The sequence below is a fragment of the Fibrobacter sp. UWEL genome, from assembly GCF_900142535.1.
Taxonomy (GTDB): Bacteria; Fibrobacterota; Fibrobacteria; order Fibrobacterales; family Fibrobacteraceae; genus Fibrobacter.
Genome location: NZ_FRBE01000001.1, coordinates 111,032 through 133,745, shown reverse-complemented (window position 1 = coordinate 133,745; position 22,714 = coordinate 111,032). Strand labels below are relative to the sequence as shown.

Here is a 22,714-nt window from a genome sequence, read left to right as displayed (position 1 = left end):
AAAAACAAGGTCTCCCGATGTTCCGAGAGACCCCTGAATTAGGCTTTTTTACCAGAGTCACCTTTTTCTAGGCGCATCCGCTGGAAAAAGGCCTTCAGTATTCCTAGACATTCATCGGCAAGTACGCCTCCTGTAACAGGAACAGGACGTTTTAATGCGTTATCTGTAATAACGTCGATGGTCGTTCCGCAGCCACCAAAGCGTGTATCGGGAGAGCCGTAAACCACACGGGAAACGCGACTATTGAGAATAGCCCCGGCGCACATCGGGCAAGGTTCCAGCGTTACATACAAAGTACAGCCATCCAGACGCCAGTTATCCAGAGCACCCGCAGCCGTACCGATGGTAAGGATTTCTGCGTGGGCGGTAGCATCTTTCAGCATCTCGATCTGGTTGTGACCTTTACCGATCACTACCCCATCCTTCACGATGACACAGCCGATGGGAATTTCCTTTTCATCGAAAGCCTGCTGGGCTTCTCGAAGAGCCAGCCGCATAAAGCGTTCATCCTCTTCCGCCAACAGTTTGGCTGCAATTTCCATCGGGTCGATGTCGCCTACTTTTTTCAGGTCGTCCATAAGCAACCACCCGATCAAACAAGAAGGTTCACTACAGAAAGAATCAAGGCAGCTACACCACACACAAGAGCAGCAATGGCCGCGGGAGAAACCTTCCCCTTAGGATTCTCTTCGGGAATTTCATCCAGTTGAACATGTTCAGGAAGCATCTTCATCAAGTGACGAATCTGTTTTTCCATGGCATTGCAACGGGCTTCCAGATTCTGGAACTTAATGTCATGTTCTTCGTCTTTCACCGCTTGGCGATGGATTTCCGCATCCTGGGCTCCGTTCTTGTTCACAAGAGAATCCAGACGGAAATCGTGTTCCTTGTCCTTGGCAATCTGAGACTTCAGTTTAAAATCCTGGGTCTGGTTTTGTGCGGTCAAGGAATCCAGGCGGGAATCATGCTCACGGTCCTTTTCACGGAGTTCAGAAATTTCATCTTCTTTTACGTCAGCCATCGTTTCCTCTAATTACTTTACGCCACGACCGTAAGCGCAGTTGTTATCTTCGTGCATATAGTCGCCATCGTGATAATAGGCAGCGCGTGCGCGACAGCCACCGCAACGATCGTTATACTTACACTTACCGCAGAAGCCTTCGTACGCCTTGGTGCGGAGTTTCTTGAAAACTTCAGCATTAGCCCAGATTTCATCAAAGGGAGTTTCATGCACGTCGCCAGCAACTTCCGTCATATAGGCGCAGGGACGAACCTCTCCCACCGGGTTAATAATGCAATAATCCAAACCAGCAAGACAACCGCGAGTGTAGCGAGTCTTTACATCCAGCTGGTCTGCAATACGCAGGAACTGAGGAGCACAAGTGGGCTTCACCGGAATACCCAAGGTGCGGCTCTTCTCCATAATGGAGCGGAGCAGTTTTTCATATTCAGCCACATGAAGGGCGTGATCCGCAATTTCCTTACCGCGACCAACAGGCACCAGGAAAAAGATCTGATGGTTCACAGCCCCGATTTCCTTGACCCAGTCCATAATTTCAAGGATTTCACCCTGGTTCCAGTCCATGATGGTAGTGTGAATCTGGAAGGGCAAACCAGCGGCCTTGCAATTTTCAATGCCAGCCAAGGTCAATTCAAAAGCATTATCCAAACCACGGAACTTATTGTGACGACCAGGATCAATACTATCGATGCTAATACCCATAGCCATGGCACCAGCCTTCTTCAGGTTCTGGGCCATTTCTGCAGTAATCATTGTGCCGTTGGTTCCAAATACTGGACGAAGGCCCACGCGGGATGCATGTTCCACCAATTCCACAATATCGGGGCGAGTCATGGGTTCGCCACCACTGAAAATCATGATCTTGAAACCAGCCTTTTTGATTTCATCAATGAGCTTATGGCCTTCTTCTGTAGTAAGCTCACGAGCCCTTGTATCACCAGCATTCTGGTAGCAATGCTTACAGGTCAAGTTACACTTATTGGTGGTCATCCAAGAAACGATCATGGTCATCCTCTTTTTATTACCGCCCAAATATAAAAAATTGCCCTTTCAAACATTTTTGAAAGAGCAATGAAATAGTCCGCAGGATTTATCCGCTAGTTATTTTTTTAGCTTTGCGGCAAAGGACAGAGCCGCAGAAACCGCGACAGCCAGGATGGTAGGACCAATCCAATCCACGCCGGTGTTCACAGCAATTTCATAAACAGCAAAGCCAACTGCCCAGGAAATCAAGTTCCAAATCCAGAAGCCCTTCTGGTCCAGGTGTTCCTTCACAAAGAAGTAAGAAACCAGAAGCACCGCAGCCATGGGAGCAAATACGGCGGCAATGAGGTAGAGGAAGCTGATGTAGTGATCCACAATGCCCCAGATGGCAAGAATGGTGCTCAAGACGCAAACCACAACGCCACCCACCTTGGGATTCAACTTGCTAAAGATGGCCTTGGCAGATTCGCCTGCAGAGTTTGCAGCAAGGAAGTTGGTGGTCACTGTAGAAAGGGCCACGATAATAATACCCGGAATACCGATGCCAGCCAGGAGAATGGCCTGGGCAATACCGTTTTCAACACCCAGGCCAAGGCCAGCAATCTGCAGACCAATGAAGTACATCCAGAGGCTGGCCAAAGTATAAGCCACGGCGGAAGCGATGGTTGCTGGAACAGGCTTTTCCACATCCTTGGTGTAGTCAGAAATCACCGGCAGCCAGGAAAGAGGCATGGCGATGGAAATCTCGAAAATAGTCCAAAAGCCAAACTGATGAGCAGGTGCAGCTGCGTGGGAGGCAGCGGCTGCATCCACACCGAAAAGCTTTGCAGTAAGCACCACCAGAAGAACTGCCAACAGTCCCATGACCACCGTGGTAATCTTCGCAGTCTTACGCAGGCCAACAAAAACCCAAGCCGCAATAAGCACAGCTAGAATTACGCAAGTCACCGGGAACGAAATAGGAAGATTCAAGCCAGCCAAGGCCATGGCACCCTGAGCATTCAGCACGGCAATCCAGCCAATAAGCTGAGTGAGATTCAAGATGGCGAAGAATTTGGAACCGTACTTGCCGAAAGTGGAAGCGGTAGTTTCCATGGCGTTCACACGAACGCGGGCACCAATCAGGCCCACAAAGTAAAGCATGATGCCACCCAGAACGTGGCCCAGCACCAGCGGGAACCAGATATCACTCAGTTTGGCCGCCTCACCGATTTCGATACCGCAAACGATTTCAGAAACGGAAATGGCAACGCCAAACCAGATGATTGCATTGGAGAAAATACTTGTTCGCTTTTCCATCATTGACCTCCCCTGCGGGGTGAATTTTTCGGGCGCAAAAAATAGAAAGAGCCTATACCGAGGGCAAGGCTCAAAGTTATACAATGTTTATAGAGAAGGCTATAGATTTATACTATCAGACCACTAGATCCTTCGACTTTGTGCTACGCACTCCGCTCAGAGCCTGCCCTGAGCTTGCCGAAGGGATGACACTTACAAAGACTTCAGCACCTTGTGGGGATTATGCAAATTTGATTACGCAACTATCTGTTTTCTATAACTTTGCCAAATAATTCTTCAGCGTGATTTTCAATTTCTACAAGCAATTGTTCCTCATCAGAAGCTCTTGCAGTAATGCTAGAAATCAATTTACTGGACTTCGTCTCGTACAATTCCACGGTAATGGTCAAGAAATTAGCAAACTTCCCTATCCGAGCTTGAGCAACAAAGTCAGCAGCAATATTTCGGCCGGTTTCAGCAAGGCAACTACCTTCGCATTCTTCAAGAGATTTACCAGGAGGAAGCATTACGTTGATATTTTCGCGTGTCATAACCACAAAGCCCTGCTTTGCAGGAAGGGCTCGGCTGGCGGCATCACGCATAACATCTGTCAAGAACAGTTTGGAATTATGGTCCAAAAGATCCGCTCCAGAAACTGTTTCTAGAACAGCCACGTATGTGGTTGGATATTCTACCTGAACAGGGGCTGGTTCTTTAGGAACCGTAACAGGTTGCTTATTTTTCTTCAATTTTTTCTTATTCACAGGAGGAGCAACTTCATCATCCTCAATTAAGGATTGATTCCAAGCATCATCAGATTCTGAATAGGAATGTCCACCACAATCCGGAGTTACATCAAAACTCTTTTGGTCATAATACCAACTTCCACCTAGGATGGGATCAAAAATCCAACCAAAGTAAACAAAAGAGAAGAGATTACCTAAAATGTACCAACCACCCGAAAATGAGGATTGAACCGTAATCGATCTAGGTTCGCACCCTGTTTTTTCGGCAAGGACCATCACATCGCCTTTCTTGACTTTTATAGCAACGTCGTCCTTTCCTGTTACAGGAAATGCATGCTGCGCCGAGACACTAATCTTAGTTCGAGGTTCGTCTGAGTGGAAATGCAGCTGTTTTTCACCACCATTCATAATGGTGGCGCAACTAGACAAAAGCAAAAGCACAATGATATAAAAAACACTTTTCATCAAAAACGAACCAAACTACTTCAAATATAAACTTATAAAGACTTCAGTACCTTGCGGGCGGCGGCGATGGTCTTGTTGATGTCTTCATCGGTGTGGGCGGAGCTGACGAAGATGGCTTCGAACTGGCTGGGGGCCAGGTAAATGCCTTCGTCAAGCATTCCCAGGAAGTACTTGCGGAACAGTTCCAAGTCAGACTTCTGAACATCGGCAAAGCAGTTTACAGGACCTTCGGTGAAGAAGACGCAACCCATGGAACCCACCTGATTGGTGGTCATAGGGAGGCCCGCTTCAACGGCTGCGTCCTTGAGACCCTTTAGCAGGTTCGTCGTCGAACGTTCGGCACGGACATAATGTTCGGGATTGCCGCTAAGCTCGCGCATGGTGGCAAGGCCTGCTGCCATGGCAACAGGATTTCCAGACAAGGTGCCTGCCTGATAGATTCCGCCCAAGGGAGCAATCTGCTGCATCACATCCAGGCGACCGCCGTAAGCACCAACGGGCATGCCGCCACCAATGATTTTACCGAAAGTGGTCAAGTCAGGCTTAATGCCATACAGGCCCTGTGCGCAATGAATGCCCACGCGGAAACCAGTCATGACTTCATCAACAATCAGGAGGGCGCCGTGCTTCTTGGTTTCGTCGGAAAGAGTCTGGAGGAATTCCTTGGTGGCAGGGACAACACCCATGTTGCCAGCCACAGGTTCCACAATGACGCCGGCGATTTCGTCACCGATGGCATCAAAGGTTTCGCGAACCTGGGCCACGTCATTGTACTGGAGCGTCAAAGTGTACTTGGCAAGGTCTGCGGGAACGCCCTTGCTGCTGGGTTTGCCCGTGGTCAACATGCCGGAGCCAGCCTTAATGAGCAAACTGTCGCTGTGACCGTGGTAGCAGCCTTCAAACTTGATAATCTTATCGCGGCCGGTAAAACCGCGGGCAGCGCGGATGGCGCTCATGGTAGCTTCCGTACCGGAGTTCACCATACGAATCATTTCGATGCTGGGCACCAGCTCCATCACAAGCTTTGCCAGTTCCGATTCCAGACCGCAGGGCGCGCCAAAACTCAAACCATTCTGAGCTGTTTCTGCCACAGCCTTGATCACGGAATCATGGGCATGGCCCAACATCATGGGGCCCCAGGAGCCCACGTAATCCACATAGTCGTTGCCGTCCACATCATAAATATGACTGCCCTTGGCGCGGGCGATAAACGGAGGAGTCGCCCCCACGTTACCAAAAGCGCGAACAGGACTATTGACGCCACCAGGCATCAGGGACTTTGCTTCAGCAAACAGTTTTTCACTAATAGAATGATTCATAATGGGAAAGGTAGAAAAGATGTTAGAGTTTTTGCAAAAACATCACATATAATCGCCCCTCCAATCTTACAAAATTAGTTTTTTCTAACTTTTTCAGTCCGCACATCTTTAAAAGTTAGCTTAAACTTACTATATTAGCCACATCTAAAATACAAAAAGGAAAACTTGACTCGACTACTTGCCATAATTCTTTGCTGTTCTATGTTTTTCGCCTGTTCAAAAGATGATTCTACGAACACACAGGAATTCAAGACATCAGCAAAATCATTCGAAGCCATGAACACATTCATGACCTTGAAGAGTTACGGTCCAAAATCAGATGCGGTCAACGATTCCGTTGCATCAATAATCGCAGGTCTCGAGGCAAACCTTTCTACCACAAAAGAAAGCAGCCTTATTTACAAGTTCAATCATGATAACAGTGGCGAAGAAAAGTCCATCACCATTCCACCGGAATTCGCCAAACTATTCCTTTTTTCCCTAAACATGGCCCAGAAAACAGACGGAGCCTTTAACCCAACGCTCTACCCCATCGTTCATTTATGGGGTTTCACCACCGAAAAGTATAGGGTTCCCTCGGCTCCCGAAATCGCAGAAGCCCTTACCCTTACCGACTTCACGATGGTCACGATTTCAGAGAAAGACGAATCCGGAGCAGCCACAATCCAAATGAAAAAAGGGATGATGATGGACATGGGCGCCGTTGGCAAAGGATTCGCCGGTGATCGCGCAATCCAAATGATGAAATCAAAAGGCATTACTTCCGCTATTTTAGACTTTGGCGGAAACGTACAGACATTAGGATGCAAGTCCGATGGCAAACCATGGAAAGTCGGCGTTAACAACCCCTGGGGAGATGCGCCCCTTGGAGGCATCGCAGTCTGCAACAAGGCTGTCATTACAAGCGGTGGATACGAGCGTTACTTTGAACAAAACGGCAAGCGTTTTATCCATATTTTTGACGGACACACAGGACGACCTGTAGAAAACGAATTAGCTTCGGTCACCATCGTTGCCGAATCAGGGCTATACGCCGACGCCTTATCCACAAGCCTATTCGTCATGGGCAAAGATAAGGCCATTGAATTCTGGAAGAACAATCACGAAAGTTTCCAAATGATCCTGACCATGAACGATCATACCATCGCATACACCGATGGGCTCAAGGACGTTTTAACACTCACCCACCAAATCAAGAGCAAAACGATTATCCAAAAGTAAAACAACCTCACATCCGGAGAAAACATGAAAAAAAGCGTTCTAGCACTTAGAACGGCAGGCTTTGTTGCTGCCTTAACATTCGGTCTAACCGCCTGCGGTGACGATGTAACCAAGTATTACGATTCCGAAGGAAACGAAATTTCCGTAACCGACACTCTGCTGGTTACAGAAGTTGTCAAGGAACAGGACACCGTCAAGGTTTCCGAAATCATCAAGGTTCCCGACACCATCAAGGTTACCGAAGTGGTTACGGTCTATGACACCGTATCCGCCACCGAAGTCATCAAGACCATGGACACCGTAAAGACAACCATCGTGGTGAAGGATACCATCCACGACACAATTGATGTGGAAGTGATCAAGGAAGCGCCTGTTGCCGACTTGATGTACGGTACTGTAGATTTAAGCTTCGCACAGTTCTTCTATGGCGAAGTTAACGACGTAGACGGCGAAATGAGCGCCACCCAGGGAATCTTCAAGGCCCCCAGCGCATCTATAGTGATGGACGGCTACGATGCATTTACCAGCGCCACCACACAAAAGGGCGCTAGATTCTTGCAAGCAAATACCGAAATCGTTGGTGAAACAACCGAATTCAAGGGTTTGCTCAAAGTTGACGTAGCCATCAACAAGGCTCTTTACGAAGATGTCATGGCCAATGGTTCCGAAAGCGACGCCAGCGATCTTTACAAGTTGGTAAAGGCTGCCACATGGTCTGACGATGCAAAGGCTCCTGTAAACTATAAGGTCATAAATGCAGACGGTTCCATCAGTAAAACTTATGGTGCAGTATCCAACCGCACTCCGTCTACTGCCATTCTCAATGCAGCCTCCGCCTGGGGCCACTACATGGTTGAGTTCGCCGCTGCCGACGTATTCGAAGTTACCACAGACAACATCCAGGCTGTCGTAATTGAAGATGAATTCGGCGACAAGTACGGCCTAATTCCTTCTGGCCATATCTGGCTGCAGACTCGCGAATTTGCCTTTAGCACTAGCAAATTCACAGAACCCCACAACTGCGTACCTCCCTACGAACAGTTTGCAGGACTCAGCGGCAAGCGCATTACCAAGGTGACTTACTTTGTCAAAGATAATCACAACGTATCCTTGAACACCGACATGTTCCTCCCCTTCCGCGCCAGTGTAACTGCAGGCAAGGGTAACGTCACTGTTACTCCGGGCCCCCGCGGCAATACTACAACCATCAGCGATTTCACTACAGAAGGCGTTACCTTTACCGTAGGCGAAACCGCAATCTTCAATGTGGACGCAGTCAACAGCGCGGCCACCCTGAAGCTCACCGCTTACGGCGTCACCGAGGGCAGAAACGTCAATTACACAACCATTGCAAATGGCGGCACATTCTCTGCAACTACACCTTACATTGTCTTTGATTCCAGCATCCTTCCTGCCGCAGGAGGCGAATTCACCTTCAAGTTCGAAGATGCTACTGGCTTGCAGGCCCTTACAACTGTAAAGGTCAAGTTTGAAGCAGCACCTGCCTCCTCTTCTTCCGAAGCTGCAGAACCGGAACCGGCATCCTCCAGCTCCGCAGAATAAGACCTAAGACATTACGAATCGAGAACGGAACCTCCTGCCTAATAAGTACTCCAGGCGGGAGGTTCTTTTTTTTGCATCAAAGAAATGCGACTTTAAATAGTAAAGCCCGAGGCACTCTTGCCCCAGGCTTATCATTATGTATTTTGAGCCACCTTACTTAATCTGACGTATCTCTTCAACAGAAAGACCTGTGTAGGCGACAATCTTGTCTTCAGGTTCATGGGCCAAAAGCATCCTTTTTGCCATCTCCCGACTTTTTGCGGCAGACCCCTCAGCAAGACCAGCTTCACGACCTTCTGCACGACCTTCTGCACGACCTTCTGCACGACCTTCTGCAAGGCCCGCTTCACGGCCCTCAGCACGGCCTTCCTCAGCAGCAATATACTTTTCGTAGGCGATGTCAGTCATATGCTTAGACTCCTTGAGCAAATATCCACTGTCAAAGTTACACAATTTGACGGACTTATGCAAGGCCTGGAAAATGGGGTCACCCGCATACTTGGCAAAAGCATCATCATCTTCGCGGTTCAAGGCATCAATGACACGAAGCCACTGGGCCAAGCGACTATCATCATCCACGAAATAATCTGCATGATCCAAAAACTTCTTCACTTCCACGAGAGTAATAGTCTGCTTATTGTAATACACAAGATTGTTCTGGGTCCTCATCTTGATGGTATAACGGTAGTCCCGACATACTTCCCAAGGGTACGTATCAAAATGCTGAAAACTAATCAGATTGAGATTGTCAAGGGGCCCCACATCACCAGGAGCAACCATCCGACTGGTATGGCGTGCCACGTAAAGCATCAGCCGGTCACTAAAAATAGAACCACCATTGTGCTGGAACTCCACAGAAACCACATCATCAGGCCGCTTCGTCCCGCAAAAAACAGGATGAGACTTTCTCAGCAGAATATCCGGTTCCACACTCTTGATACCCAGTTCCCCAGGAATATAAGGATTACTCAGGGAAGGACACTCAAAACAATCACTCCCCTTCAAATCCAGGGACGCGTTCACAAGATCCACAGTGAGGGGAATATTCTCCTGACTGGCCAGGATCTTCTTGACGCAAGCGTCATTGTAAAAGTAAACATTGCGGTTGGCATAAGGCAGAAGGAATGCGTCCAGATCCTCGGGCGTTCCGCCCTTATCATGTACATTCTTAATATTTTTCAGAAGATTTGCAAACTCTTCGCGATTCATTTGAATTCTCTTGTTGCGTCTGCAAAAGAGAGTCTCAAAACACCGAAAGGCGGCCTTTTCCGCTTCGTCACAAACGCGAGAGCACTCTGTCGCAAACAGTTAAAATACCCGTTATGGGGAAAAATGTTTGTAGGTGCTCTACGTCAATTGTCCAGGTAGCGCTTACCCAGGAACCCTGCGGCTTTGTGCGGGCATTAAAAAAAGCCCGTGCCGCGAACATCAAGCAGAGAGTTAAACTTGCCAGCACGTATGCGGATTAGAATAGTCAAAATATACAAACTAAAAATACATTCGGCAGCACTTTAAGTTATTATTCTTCAATTTGTGTGGCGGCTAAAGCCAAGCGAATCTTCTTGAAGATATTGCCGGGAGACTTTCGAAGAACATCGCTCAGGCCTCTAAAATACTTGAGGGACAAGGCAATGATAGAATCGCCAGCCGGACGCAAACTGGCTGCACATTGTGACAAGGCTGAAACTGCAGATAGTTTTAACGCTTGATTCAAGCCAGTCAGCAAAGCCCCTTCGGTAATGTTGAATTGTCCCAGGCTATAAACCACCCGGCCCGAGGGAGACAGAATGTTGGCAATCAACACAAAAATCCAGAGCGTTATGTGAGGCATCAAAAGGATCCGCCGTCCAGAGATTTTTTGGAACACAAGACTTATTCCTAGGCAGATTCCAAGCACCATCAGATTACTTTGCATCAAGGTGAACACAGCCATAACGCAAATAGCGGCAACAATTCCCCAAACTTTATAAGGCGAATGAGATTTCCGTTTTTCACCGGATTCCAAAATTACAGGCGCTTGATTCGGAATATGCAAATGTAGAGCTAGGAACGCCGTCAGGATACTGGCGAAAAGGGAAAAGAGCATCATGGGGCCGAGCAAGGCATAGGAACCCGCCCCCAAATAGAGACTGGCCAACAGGATTTGCACCAGGGAGCTAGCCACCGCCCCCACCATGGAAATTCCATAAAGACTGATGAACTTTTGAATCCGACGGGTCCCGTAAAAAAGCCCGTACATCACAACGCCCGAAGCCACGGACTGCGCAAGGGATAAAATAAAGAAGGGCGAAAACAAGGTACCCGCCATCAACGAAGAGGCCACCGCCTTGATCAAGAGCAAAACTAAAAACGCCGGGAAATCCAAACCGAAAGCCAACAAGACCACGGTATTTCCAAGCCCCAGCCTAAAGAAGGGCACCGTGCGAGGCAGGAACATTTCAGCATAAGAGAACAGAAGCGTCAACGCCCCCAGATAGGCAATGTAGTTCCTATCGCGCAACCGCATCAAAGCCCTCCGAATCCTCTACATCCACAACAATCTTATTAGGGAGGCAAACAAGAGGGTGCGCAAAACCCTGACGGATGCAAATCTTGTTGGGACAAGGGGAGTCAACGATGCGGGCCCGGCCATTCCTTATTTCGATGACCGTTTCACCTAAAGGCCCCTGAACCTTGTGGACACCATCTTCCTTAAGGCTAAATTCATACATCCGGTCGCCTGCATGAACCACAATCCTATCGCCCGAGGCTTTAAGATTGTCTAAGGTCAGCCAAAGTGCCGCTACAACAATTCCGCAAAACAGCACCACATCAAGAACCTTCACCGAGGAAACAATTCTTCTAATTACGGACTCTTGATGCATCGATGGCAAATATAGAAAAAGTTAGCCTAATCCAACATTCTAGAAGAAAGAAAAAACACCTGATGTTTCACCAGGCGTTCCAAGATTGAGAATTTACCCAAGTAAATTCTTTTCCAAGATTTCCTTGGCATGATACGTGATGATGATATCGGCACCGGCGCGCTTGAAAGCGATCATGTTTTCTCGAATGATGGCGTCTTCATCAATCCAGCCCATCTTACCGGCGGCCTTGACCATGGAGTATTCACCGCTCACGTTATAGACAGCTACGGGAACGTTGCTGATTTCTGCAGCACCGCGGAGCACGTCCAAGAAAGCAAGGCCCGGCTTCACCATGACAATGTCTGCACCTTCTTCCAAGTCCAATTCCACTTCGTGCATGGCTTCGCGAATGTTGCGAACGTCCATCTGGTAAGACTTGCGGTTACCGAAATGAGGAGCGGAGTCGGCTGCATCGCGGAAGGGGCCGTAGTAGGCGCTGGCGAACTTGGCGCTGTAACCCATAATGGGAGTATTGGTAAAACCAGCTTCGTCCAAAGCTTCACGGATGGCGGTGATGTGACCGTCCATCATGTCGCTGGGAGCCACCATGTCTGCACCAGCAGAAGCCTGAGAAACAGCAGTCTTTGCCAGCAGTTCCAAGGTGGGGTCATTATCCACATCGCAGTCCTTGATGATACCGCAGTGACCATGGCTCATGTATTCGCAAAGGCACACGTCGCAAATCACATAGATTTCAGGGAACTTGGCCTTGATGGCGCGGGTTGCACGTTGCACAATACCGTCTTCATCATAAGCTTCCGTAGCCATTTCATCCTTATGGTCCGGGATGCCGAACAGAAGCACAGACTTAAGACCCAGAGGTCCGAAGGTTTCGATTTCCTTCAGCAATTCATCGATGCTGAAACGGTACTGGTTGGGCATGGAAGAAATTTCTTCCTTGATGCCCTCCCCTTCTACCACGAACATGGGATAAACGAGGCAATCGGGAGAAACGGAAGTTTCCGCAATCATATTGCGGATGGTGGCATTACGGCGTAAACGACGAGGACGGACGATCATAAGAGTTACGAGTTATGAATGATGAATTATGAGTTATAAATTACGAGTTATGAGTTATAAATTCTTTTTCGATTTGGGTCAGTTCTGTAGACCAGTCGGTTTGGATTTTCTGTTTCAGTTTCTTAGCTAGGCTGGGGGCCTTGCCTTGGGTGGAAACGGTGACAGTGATATTTTCGCCAAAGTCCATTCGGGCAGGCACAATAAAATCACCATCAAGATAATCGCAGGCATTGTTCACCAAAATACGGCGGGCACGAGCATCATTGCTGACCTGGGCATTTACCGCCGGCTGGTCGGTGCAGATAAACACCATGGAAACACCCCGCAAATCCAAGGTTTCGTAAGTGCGTTCTAATAAAACGAGAGACGAGAAACAGGCCCTTCGGCTGAGCTCAGGGACCTTATCTAAGGTTGGTGAGCCTGCCGAACTATTAGATACAAGAGCATGGAATTCGGGATCAAACAGCGGGGCCACTACGGTAATGTGGGCTCCTGTGGGTAACAACGTTTTTACCTTACGGAGGGCGATGCGGCCGCCGCCAACCACGAGAACGTTCTTGCCCTCAAGATTCATTTCAATGGCGAAGAGGGAACTGCGAGATCCTTCACTACGTTCAGGATGACATTGGGAGGGGCGCTCAGAATGACGTCGGGGTTCAGCACTCTGGTTCACCTTGCAAACATGGTTCACCACCATATCGGGGAAACCATCCCATTCACCCAAGGGCGGCAGAAGAGTCATGGGAATCTGCGGGAAATCCTTCTGGGCATCAGCAACAATGGCGGGGATATCCCCTTTGGAATGACGGCCATTCAAAAGAAGATACGGCAGTAAAGTTACGGATTCCACATCCTCACGCAAGATGGCTCGAAGATCGTTATCTAAATCCACAAGGCTGGTGCTTGCAATGCGCGCCCCGGGCATGTTCTTGCGAAGGCCATCCAACACAGCCTCGAAACCGCGGAATGCACCGGGTTGAATGCAGTTATGGGCAATAATCAGGACGACTTTCATACCGCGAAATATTCCCCGATTTTTTTCACCAGAGAATCCATGGTGGTTTCTTCACTTTCGATTACTTCAAAACCATACTTCTTGGCTGTGGCGGAGGTAAGGCGGCCGATGGAGAAGCAGATACGAGGTATGAGATACGAATTACGAGATTCCTGTGTTAGAACAGTTTCGCAATGGCAACCCACAGTCTTAACAAAGTTTTCCACGGCACTGGAGCTTGCGAAGACAACGGCGTCGGCGGTTGCAACGGCTTCACGTTTCCAGTCGGGCATTGTTGCCACAGGCAACGTCTCGTATACCACCCAGCGAGTTGCTTTCGGGAGAAGTTTCAACAAGGTATCATCTGCCAGATTGCCCTGAAGGAGGAGGATTCTTGCGTCGCCACACTTTTCAGCGAGGAGTTTACCCAGGCCTTCGCCGGTATGGTCTTCAGGAACGTAATCGCAGCGAATGCCACGTTCCAGCAATTTCTTTTCGGTAATCTTACCAACACTTGCAATCTTCTTTCCAGCAAGGACACGAATATCCAAGCCGGCCTTGAACAAAGATTCAAAGAAAGAATCCACCCCGTTGGTGCTGGTGAATGCCAGGATATCGAAGTTTGCGAGATCTGCGAAATCCACTCTGCTAGATCCTTCGACTTCGCGCTGCGCGCTGCGCTCAGGATGACATATGGAGACTACAGGATGACATGTGGCAGTTTCAATCATGGGGGTTTCGATGACTTCGGCGCCCAGTGCACTCAGTTTCGAAGCAATACCGCCAGCCTGTTTTGCGGCGCGAGTAATAACCAAACGTTTGCCAGACAGCGGCAGATTCTTGCGCCAAGCCAAGGAGGAGCCCAGTTCAACAACATCACCCATAATGGTGATAGCCGGAGCAACCACTTTTTCACGGACGATAGTCTCCCCCGCAGTTTCCAAGGTACAGGAAACAGTACGCTGGTAAGGAGTGGTACCCTTTTCAATAAATGCCAGAGGGGTCTTAGGATCCTTGCCACATTCCATAAGACGGCGGGCAATAAAATCCATGTTGGAAATGCCCATGTAGAACACCAAGGTCCCCGGGCACTTGGCAAGAGCCGGAAAATCCAAGCCCGAGACAGAAGATCCTTCGACGCGCTTCGCTTGCTCAGGATGACACGCATTATTCTGCGCTTGCTCAGGATGACAAGCAAGTCTCTCATCTTTTTCATGTCCGGTGATAATATGCAAGCTTGTGGCAACTCCACGATGGGTCACGGGAATTCCTGCATAGGCCGGCACAGAGATTCCAGCGGTTACACCAGGCACTACTTCGAATTCGACGCCGGCTTCCACCAGTTCCAAACATTCTTCGCCGCCACGGCCAAACACAAAGGGATCGCCACCCTTCAAACGTGCGATGGTCGCACCCGGATTTTCCTGGGCGAACTTCACCAGCAGTTTATTAATCTCTGACTGTTTCACCTTGTGATGGGTCGGCATCTTGCCCACATCCACCATTTGCGCCTTATCATTGCACATGGCCAAAATCGCAGGAGAAACCAGGCGGTCATAGACAACCACCTCAGCCTTTTCCAAAATAGCCTTGCCCTTCAGGGTGAACAACCCCGGATCACCAGGACCAGCACCAATCAAGTAAACTTTGCCGTAATTCTTCATTTCACGACGAAATTTAGAAAAAAGTCCACAAGCGCGTCCAAGGACCAAGCATGTGCTCAAGGTCTAGAATTGCTACCATACAATTCCGAGACATTCCCCTACGCACAAGCAAGTAAGAATCTTTCCAAAAAAACACCTTTGGCAATCGTAACAAACGATACTGATCAGGAGTTTGACATCATCATCAGAGATTTTGAAGTCAATCATCCGGACTTCGAGAACTTCACGGAAGAAGCTTTAGTCAGCATGGGTAAAGACGAAAGATTTGGAATCAACACATGGCTAGATTCTTATCTAGGAAATGCGGAGTGGTTAGGCCGTCGAAACGACAATACAACCTACGGATGCGGCAGTGTCCAATCACCTGCACTTGGTTTGGCAATGGGTTCTGAAGGATATCCCAAGGAAATCATGACCCCATCCGGAGCAACAACAACCCTTCCCGCCTACCTCGCAAACATCAGTTCTGCACAAGGGTACGCATGGTATGGCGAATTTGCCCGATGCACTCAAGATCCCGAATTAAACCCTCTTGGTTTAGAAAAAATGCGCGGTTCAGCGGCGGAGTTGTGTTCCGATAATGCGGAATCCTGGGACATCTCCGCTCCCGATAGCGAGAAATCCTGTTCCAAGATTTGCCAAGTTCACGTTTGGTCCAAACCGGTCTATATCACACCAGGTATGGTCAAGCAGCAGTTGCAATTTAAGCACAGTGAAGACGGTGAAATTGATTTTTACAGCCCTGAAATCGAAAGGAATCGTCTTGCCTGCGACAATGAATATTTTGATCATTGGTTCCACGATGAAGGATCCGTCAACAAGAGTTCCAATACCACGATGGTTTTAAGCCAGTCTGCATTAGACCCCAAATATGTTGAGATTCGCAAGGACTGGAATAACGGAGGTTTCTTCCCTCTGGATTCTGTTTCAGACGATGGAAACTTTTATTTTATCGAATCTAAACCCGGCTTAGACCAATATGGTCCTCAATCCCTTTCTATTAACTGTCCACCCTACAATTATCTGTACGCATCCTCTCAAACGGATTTCTTAGGAAAAAGTACATCAGATCTTTGTAAGTTCTGGCAAACCAATGGAGGCCCCAAAAATAAAGATGCGGCCTTTAAAGCAGCGATGACATCTCCTTTTGGAATAAGCCATTTACGTAACTACGGCTTCACCATCATGGGCTTCATCCCCTTTGAATATCACAAGGATGCGAACGAAATATTCCAGTTCACAGGCGATGACGATATGTGGATTTTCGTTGACGGCGTTCTTGCCGTAGATCTGGGCGGAACTCATCTCCCTGCCACCGGAACCATCCGCATGGACTATCTGGCAGTGAATTCACACGGATGCCACGAAGGTGACCCCATGCTGGATTCTTGCGTCACAAAGGTCGACGAAAAGGGTGCGTGGAAAGACAGTAGTGTTCATTACATACACTTCTTCCATGCAGAACGCCAGTCCGATGGTTCCAACTTCAAGATTCGCAGTTCTATTTCAAAGGTAAACCTTATCGGAAAGCCTAGCCAAAGCGATTCTAACCTGAAGGAAGAAAATCTCTACGAATACTACAGCAGCTTTGCCCCCGGCGAATTATCCACCGACGCCAAGGAAGGTGAACCTGTTTGTCAAATTCCCTGTTACAAATAAGACGCAACAAGAGAAAGGCTTCTACAAAAGTAGAAGCCTTTTTTATTAAAGCTGGGATTTGATTTTTTCAGCTAATGAGACGCCTAATGATTTTGCGTTCTGCAAGGCCGTTTCAGCAGACAAATCCAGGGAAATAGAATCTTCAGCTTTTAGAAGACGCTGACTAGATTCGTCCCAGTAAATACCGCGGATTTTCAAGACGCTAGAATTGCCGCAGGCAGTTTCCGTCCCCGCCTCAAACTCCGCAAAGCTTGCCACCGGGAACTGACAGCCCGCATCCAAAGCCTTCAGGAATGCCATTTCAGCAACAGCAATGCAGTAGGTAGGAACGTGGTTCACGCGGGAGAGAATTGATGCCGCGTAATCCTTGAGGGTTTCAATAGCGAGAATGCCCTGACCGCTGGCGGGAAGCATCTTGTCTGTATCAAAATATTCTGTCACCTGATCCGCAAGGCCCATACGGTTCAGACCCGCTGCGGCAAGAACTACACCATCCAACTCAGCAAGTTTTGAAATGCGAGTCTGGATGTTACCACGAATAGGAACGTATTCCAAATCGGGACGCAAAGCCTTCAGTTGGACCACACGGCGAATGCTTCCGGTACCCACCTTCGCTCCTGCGGGCAGGTCCATAAAGCGGACTCCGTCTTTACCGCCCCGTGCCAAAAATGCATCTCGCGGGTCTTCGCGCTTGAGAACCGCAGCCAGCTTAAACTGGGGCAGCACTTCCGCGGGCATATCCTTTAAGCTATGGATAGCAATATCGGCACGACCTTCCAAAAGAGCAACTTCAAGTTCCTTGATGAATACACCCTTACCGCCAAAACTTGCCAGGGACTTGTCCAGACGACGGTCGCCCTCTGTGGTCATGGACACTAGTTCATAGGTGAGGTCAGCGCAGGCTCCGTCCAAGGAACGATTCACGGCAACGATTTCATCGGCGGCCTGAGTAGTCTGAGCCAGAGCTAAAGCACTTTTTCGAGTTGCAATTCTTAATTTCATTTTAGATCCTTCGACTTCGCTCAGGATGACACTCTGCCAAGGCATTCCAAATACTTCTGAACATCTTCGGGAGTATTCTTATCCTTCACCTTATAGAGGTATTCGCTGGCCATTTTCTTGGCGAAACGTTCAAACATCATCTGGATGCGATCGCGGTCTTCTGCGGAAATGTCCTGCAAGGAACGAACCAGTTTTTCTGATTCAGCCTCAGCCATCTGCATCATCTTTTCAGCCTGGATGTTGACTTGCTTGGCCACTTCATCCATACGATACCACTGGAGGAATTCATCAATTCCTTCCTGGAGAATCTTCTGGGCCGCTTCCAGTTCAATCAGGCGAAGACGACGATTTTCAGAAACAATCTTTTCCAGATTGTCCACGCAAACATACTGCACGCCGGGAATATTCCCTACGGAAGGCTCCGCATTTCGAGGATTACCCAAGTCTATGACCAAGCGGAGGCTAGATCCTTCGACGCGCTTCGCTTGCTCAGGATGACATGCGGGTATTCGCTCAGGATAACAGTCTGCAGGCAAAACTGCCTCGTAGGCCTCTTTCGTCACAATGGGTTCCTGGCAGGCGGTGCAAAGAATCATGACATCCGCCTTACCCATAACGCTATAGCGGTCCTCGAAAGGAACCGGAGTCAAGACGTCCGCGTACTTTTCCGCGTTAGCAAATGTACGGCTGGAGGCAAAAATCTTGGTGGTATTTTCCTGAACGTATTTCAACATCAGGGAACCCATTTCACCAAGTCCCACAATATAGACCGAACGATTTTCCAGATCGTCAAAAGTCTTCTGCACCTGCTTCATGGCAAGGAACGGAATGTTGCAACTGAGTTTGCTCAGGTTGGTTTCCGTCTTGATGCGTTTGGTGGTATGAATGGCGCCCTGGAAAAGTTTATTCAGGCTATTGCCTGTGGCATTCAGCTGATGAGCGGTTTCGTATGCACGCCCAATCTGATGAAGGATCTGATCCTCCCCTACAGCAACGGAATCCAACCCCGCACAAACGTTCATTACGTGTTGAACGACGGCTTCGCCTTCGGAACAATAAAAAAACTGGGCGAAATCATCGTAGCTCTGGTGAGCAAGGCCGCAAACATAGCGAACCAATTCGTCCTCTTCCAGGGCTCGGTCGGAAGCGGCATAAACTTCAGTGCGATTACAGGTGGCAAGAATCAAAAGTTCATCAAAGGGACGGTTCTGCAGAGCCTCCGTCTTTACATCCATCGGGATATAAAACTTTTCACGGATGGCAATTTCCGCCATCTTATGATTCATTCCTGCCATGTAGATTTTTCGCATGGCCCAAATGTAGAAATTTAATATTCTGCTTTTCTACCCAGCGAAATATTGATAGCTGGTTTTCTTTAATTCCCGCAGGGAATGAAGAACCGCAAACCGCGGGTTTCCAAGCGTTTCCACAGCCTCATGCACAAAGCCGTTCAACTCCTCTTCACTCTGGGCGTGGAACATCCCGTAGACGTTATAGGAAAAACCTTCAAAAGGAGGCCTTTCATAGCAATGAGAAACATGAGGGTTAGCCGCAAGTTTTGCACCGGCATCAGCGGCGTTCTCCCCAGCATCAAAACACACCATAGCGTTGCAGGGGAAGCCCGCATTCTGATGGCGAAGAACTGCACCAAAACGCCTCATACGTTTAGATGCTAAATCCTCATTTGCGGAAACAAGAACTTCTTCTAGAGTCTTTGCGCCGCTGTGAATGACACTTTGAAATAAATCTGTAAAAGGAGTCAGAGAATGAGGAATGTTTCCGCTAAGCAAGCGAATGCGGGCCTTATCAAATTCGGAAAGACTTTCTAGGTTCTTCGCTCCGCTCAGAATGACGGAGGGAGAGTTCTGAACATTTGCCTTTCGGCCTTCAATGACACTCATGACCGTATTGATCTTGAACATCTTCAACGCAGGCATGGCATGTGTATCGTGAAGGGCGGTTTCTGCACAAAGCTTTTCTATAATGGACTGGAGCGCAGTTTCACTTTCGGCGATGACGGTAAACCACACGTTGTATTCGTGAGAGCGAACGTAATTGTGGGTAATGGCCGGAATATCCATGACCGTTGCAGCAAACTGCTCCAAGGCAGAATCGTCAGCGGCACCAGTGGCGACGCTAGGAACTTTGCCAGCACACAGGCGGCTTACCAAGCCAAGACGCTTCGTGTCGTACACGCCACCAAGACGACGAATCACACCTTCATTGCGCAAGCTTTCGACAGCCTCAAAAACTTGCTGTTCGGCAAAGCAAGATTCTTCGACTTCGCTTACGCTTCGCTCAGAATGACATGCGAGAGATTGCACAGAACCCGGCGTATGTCCATAACGATCGCGATAAATCTCTGCAATAGCCGCATAAGGACGTTCCACTATGGGAAAGCCGTCCTGGACGATGTCAAGAATTTGAAGTTCGAATTCCGTCATTAAATAACGACTTCGTCGTCGGTCAGGTAGCAGGCGGGGTCCATTTCCCAGAAGTCGCCAGTGACGGCTTCGGCGCGGGTGCGGAAGTTTCCGTTACACAGGTTCAGGAACTGGCACTTGGGGCAACGACCCTTCAGGAGAGGCTTGCGGTTCTTGAGGCCTGCCATAATGGGATTAGATTCATCCGTCCAGATATCGCCGAACTTACGTTCACGAACGTTACCCAAGGTAATGTACTGAGTGAACTGGTCGGGATGAACGTTACCAATACTGTCGATGTTACCGAAGGCCATGCCACTGCGGTTACCGCCATTGCTCTGGATCAATTCCAGAATTTTCTTGGCACGTTCAGGATCTTCACGCTTCATGCGCTGGTACAGGTACACTGCGTCAGCGTGGTTATCCACCGTCAAGATTTCCTTGTTCAGGCCACGCTTCTTGAAGTCCAGAACGCGATCGATAATCAAGTCCATCACTTCGCGGCTTTCTTCGTGAGTCAGGTCGTGATCCACAATGCCACTGCCGCGACCGCTATACACTAGATGGTAGAAGCAGGCGCGATCGATATTTTCCGCTTCGATCAGGTCGAAGATGGAATTGAGGTCGCGGAAGTTATCCTTAGTAATGGTAAAGCGCAGACCCACCTTCTGGCCAGTAGCAACGCAGTTACGGATACCGCGAATAGCCAGCTGGTAAGCACCTTCCTTACCGCGGAACTTGTCGTGAGTAGCTTCGTTACCATCCAGGCTAATACCTACATAGCCAACGCCCATATCCTTCAGCTTTTGAGCCACTTCCGGAGTAATGCAGGTACCGTTGGTAGAAATGGTGGGGCGAATGCCCTTGCTGGCGGCATAGTTTGCCAGTTCAAAGAAATCCGGACGGAGCAGCGGTTCGCCACCGCTGAACAAAATCACGGGAACATTGAATTCCGCCAGCTGATCAATGAGGGCCAAGCCTTCTTCGTGAGTCAGTTCGTTCTGATACTTGATGGCTTCGGAACGTGCATAGCAGTGAACGCACTTCAGGTTGCAGGTCTTGGTGCAGTTCCACACCACCACCGGGCCACGACCTTCGGAAACGCCGTTCTTGGATTCGTGAGCCTTGGGAGTGTAACGAAGTTGATCTCCATAGTTAGGAGCGTCCATCAAAAGCTTGGTAATACTGATCATTAAATCACTCGCGGTTTAATTCTAACGGGGTAAATGTAGAAATTCTATACCCCGCAAAAAGTGAAGGCCCGGCATAAGCCGAGCCTTTCACAAAATGAATAACGCTAGGGTTAAAGATTAGAGCTTAGCTGCATCTCTGGAGATGAACTTCTTGATCTTCTTGTCGCCAATCCACAGCTTCTTGTGGCTCTGGAGGTCAGTGAGTTCCAGGTCCACCTGGTAGAAGATCACAGCCTGGCCACCTTCCTGGTCAACGATGGTGTTGATGGAGCCGGTGAGCATCCAGTCAGCGCCAGTTTCCATGCCGGTTTCCTTGGCGGTTTCTTCGGTAGCATTGCCACGCTGGTCCATAACTTCTTCACGGAGAGCCTGACGTTCGGTTGCACCTGCAACGAAGTCTACGTCACCGGAATTGATGAGAACGCGTTCCATATCCTTGATGAAGGTTTCAACGCTAATGTGTTCGTGGCTCTTGTTCTTCACCTTGCCGATCACGACGGTGGGAGTACGACCCATTTCAGCAATAGCCTTGGAAATCTTACCGCTGTTCAAGCAGCTGGGGATCATTTCTTCTGCAACCAGACGAGAGTCGGTGTCGTTCCACTTACCGGAAAGGTCTGTGGTAGATGCAGCGTCAATACGGGTAACCTTCTTACCACCGTTACCGCCGCAAGCGATCAGGCAGAGGCTCATACCCAGAGCAAGAAGACAGAAAAGTTTACGCATGTTTTTTCTCCTTTAATAAACTTTAATTTGGGTTTCAATTTACAAAAAAACTTTACACAAAAAAAGACCTCCGGTGAAAGTCGGAGGTCTTTTTTCTTGGTCAAACCAAGAGAAGAGGTCTATATTACTTGTCAGCGAACTTCTTGGAAGCAGCAGCAACCTTGGGGTCGTTCTGAGCGTCCTTGATCTTCTGCTTGATACCGTCTTCGATCTGCTTCTTCAGCTTTGCAGCGAGAGCGGGGAAACGATCTTCAAGAGAGTCGCTAAATACCTTGGGAGCCTTAGGAGCAGCCGGCTTTGCACCGAACTTGCCACCCTTCTTGTTGAACGGGCGCTTGCCACCCTTGCGGGGAGCCTTCTTCTTATCGGCAGCCTTAACTTCTTCCTTAGCTTCTACCTTAACTTCAGCAGCTGCTGCAGCTTCTACCTTAACTTCTTCTACTTTTTCTTCTGCCATGATATACCTCTTGAATTATTGTTAATTGACGGGCCAAATGTAGTAACTTTTCAGCTTTTTTACAATTCTTGAC

21 protein-coding genes are annotated in these 22,714 nt (G+C 48.7%); 3 read left to right on the top strand and 18 right to left on the bottom strand.

Features of this window, described 5'->3' with window-relative positions:
* Nucleotides 1-38 precede the first annotated feature (38 nt).
* The 6 genes from tadA to hemL all read right to left on the bottom strand — a co-directional run bounded on the left by tadA (nt 39) and on the right by hemL (nt 5,813).
* Entirely contained in the window at nt 39-578 is a 540-nt protein-coding gene (gene tadA / locus BUB59_RS00575; RefSeq protein WP_234979881.1) for a tRNA adenosine(34) deaminase TadA, read from the bottom strand.
* A 14-nt stretch (nt 579-592) separates the two neighbouring features.
* Nucleotides 593-1,021, bottom strand: coding sequence for a hypothetical protein (locus BUB59_RS00570; protein ID WP_073224609.1), 429 nt, complete (start codon nt 1,019-1,021; stop codon nt 593-595).
* 12 nt (nt 1,022-1,033) lie between these two features.
* The gene (nirJ2, locus tag BUB59_RS00565; protein WP_073224935.1) at nt 1,034-2,026 is read right to left on the bottom strand and encodes a putative heme d1 biosynthesis radical SAM protein NirJ2; all 993 of its coding nucleotides are present in this window, start codon (nt 2,024-2,026) and stop codon (nt 1,034-1,036) included.
* 96 nt (nt 2,027-2,122) lie between these two features.
* Nucleotides 2,123-3,307, bottom strand: a complete 1,185-nt coding sequence (locus tag BUB59_RS00560; protein ID WP_234979880.1) for a cytosine permease — start codon at nt 3,305-3,307, stop codon at nt 2,123-2,125.
* Between the two features lie 239 nt (nt 3,308-3,546).
* Nucleotides 3,547-4,497, bottom strand: a complete 951-nt coding sequence (locus BUB59_RS00555; protein ID WP_143160153.1) for a hypothetical protein — start codon at nt 4,495-4,497, stop codon at nt 3,547-3,549.
* 29 nt (nt 4,498-4,526) lie between these two features.
* Nucleotides 4,527-5,813: a glutamate-1-semialdehyde 2,1-aminomutase gene (gene hemL / locus BUB59_RS00550; protein WP_073224605.1), complete on the bottom strand. Its 1,287-nt coding sequence runs from the start codon at nt 5,811-5,813 to the stop codon at nt 4,527-4,529.
* Nucleotides 5,814-6,014: 201 nt separating this feature from the next.
* Here hemL and BUB59_RS00545 point away from each other — a divergent pair, with 201 nt between their 5' ends.
* Both BUB59_RS00545 and BUB59_RS00540 read left to right on the top strand, forming a co-directional pair.
* Nucleotides 6,015-7,034, top strand: a complete 1,020-nt coding sequence (locus BUB59_RS00545) for an FAD:protein FMN transferase (protein WP_073224931.1) — start codon at nt 6,015-6,017, stop codon at nt 7,032-7,034.
* Between the two features lie 24 nt (nt 7,035-7,058).
* Entirely contained in the window at nt 7,059-8,597 is a 1,539-nt protein-coding gene (locus BUB59_RS00540; RefSeq protein WP_073224602.1) for a hypothetical protein, read from the top strand.
* A 153-nt stretch (nt 8,598-8,750) separates the two neighbouring features.
* Here the strand turns inward: BUB59_RS00540 and BUB59_RS00535 are convergent, their stop codons facing one another.
* From BUB59_RS00535 to cobA, 6 genes are all read right to left on the bottom strand, one after another.
* A complete protein-coding gene (locus BUB59_RS00535; RefSeq protein ID WP_073224600.1) occupies nt 8,751-9,806 on the bottom strand; it encodes a PD-(D/E)XK nuclease family transposase in 1,056 nt (351 codons plus the stop codon).
* Between the two features lie 310 nt (nt 9,807-10,116).
* On the bottom strand, nt 10,117-11,103 hold the full coding sequence (locus tag BUB59_RS00530; RefSeq protein ID WP_073224598.1) for a Gx transporter family protein: 987 nt from the start codon (nt 11,101-11,103) through the stop codon (nt 10,117-10,119).
* Nucleotides 11,087-11,461, bottom strand: coding sequence for a NusG domain II-containing protein (locus tag BUB59_RS00525; RefSeq protein WP_143160152.1), 375 nt, complete (start codon nt 11,459-11,461; stop codon nt 11,087-11,089). Before BUB59_RS00525 ends, BUB59_RS00530 begins: the two co-directional genes overlap by 17 nt.
* A 93-nt stretch (nt 11,462-11,554) precedes the next feature.
* Nucleotides 11,555-12,523 carry a porphobilinogen synthase gene (hemB, locus tag BUB59_RS00520; RefSeq protein ID WP_073224594.1) on the bottom strand — a complete coding sequence of 323 codons (969 nt, stop codon included), beginning with the start codon at nt 12,521-12,523 and terminating at the stop codon, nt 11,555-11,557.
* Nucleotides 12,524-12,563: 40 nt separating this feature from the next.
* Nucleotides 12,564-13,538 (bottom strand): NAD(P)-dependent oxidoreductase, encoded by a 975-nt coding sequence (locus BUB59_RS00515; protein ID WP_073224592.1) that lies wholly within the window; start codon nt 13,536-13,538, stop codon nt 12,564-12,566.
* Nucleotides 13,535-15,181, bottom strand: coding sequence for a uroporphyrinogen-III C-methyltransferase (cobA, locus tag BUB59_RS00510; protein WP_073224590.1), 1,647 nt, complete (start codon nt 15,179-15,181; stop codon nt 13,535-13,537). The genes BUB59_RS00515 and cobA overlap by 4 nt, the downstream gene beginning before the upstream one ends.
* 138 nt (nt 15,182-15,319) lie before the next feature.
* On the opposite strand from cobA, the gene BUB59_RS00505 reads away from it, so the two are divergent.
* Nucleotides 15,320-16,840: a fibro-slime domain-containing protein gene (locus tag BUB59_RS00505; RefSeq protein WP_073224589.1), complete on the top strand. Its 1,521-nt coding sequence runs from the start codon at nt 15,320-15,322 to the stop codon at nt 16,838-16,840.
* 45 nt (nt 16,841-16,885) lie between these two features.
* Here the strand turns inward: BUB59_RS00505 and hemC are convergent, their stop codons facing one another.
* The 6 genes from hemC to BUB59_RS00475 all read right to left on the bottom strand — a co-directional run bounded on the left by hemC (nt 16,886) and on the right by BUB59_RS00475 (nt 22,641).
* Entirely contained in the window at nt 16,886-17,842 is a 957-nt protein-coding gene (gene hemC, locus BUB59_RS00500) for a hydroxymethylbilane synthase (protein WP_234979879.1), read from the bottom strand.
* A 20-nt stretch (nt 17,843-17,862) separates the two neighbouring features.
* The gene (hemA, locus tag BUB59_RS00495) at nt 17,863-19,152 is read right to left on the bottom strand and encodes a glutamyl-tRNA reductase (protein WP_073224587.1); all 1,290 of its coding nucleotides are present in this window, start codon (nt 19,150-19,152) and stop codon (nt 17,863-17,865) included.
* A gap of 33 nt (nt 19,153-19,185) precedes the next feature.
* Nucleotides 19,186-20,286 (bottom strand): Lrp/AsnC family transcriptional regulator, encoded by a 1,101-nt coding sequence (locus BUB59_RS00490; RefSeq protein ID WP_073224585.1) that lies wholly within the window; start codon nt 20,284-20,286, stop codon nt 19,186-19,188.
* Entirely contained in the window at nt 20,286-21,458 is a 1,173-nt protein-coding gene (gene nirJ1 / locus BUB59_RS00485) for a putative heme d1 biosynthesis radical SAM protein NirJ1 (RefSeq protein ID WP_073224582.1), read from the bottom strand. The genes BUB59_RS00490 and nirJ1 overlap by 1 nt, the downstream gene beginning before the upstream one ends.
* Before the next feature lie 117 nt (nt 21,459-21,575).
* Entirely contained in the window at nt 21,576-22,184 is a 609-nt protein-coding gene (locus BUB59_RS00480) for a penicillin-binding protein activator LpoB (protein ID WP_073224580.1), read from the bottom strand.
* Nucleotides 22,185-22,308: 124 nt separating this feature from the next.
* A complete protein-coding gene (locus tag BUB59_RS00475; RefSeq protein WP_073224578.1) occupies nt 22,309-22,641 on the bottom strand; it encodes a hypothetical protein in 333 nt (110 codons plus the stop codon).
* Nucleotides 22,642-22,714 lie beyond the last annotated feature (73 nt).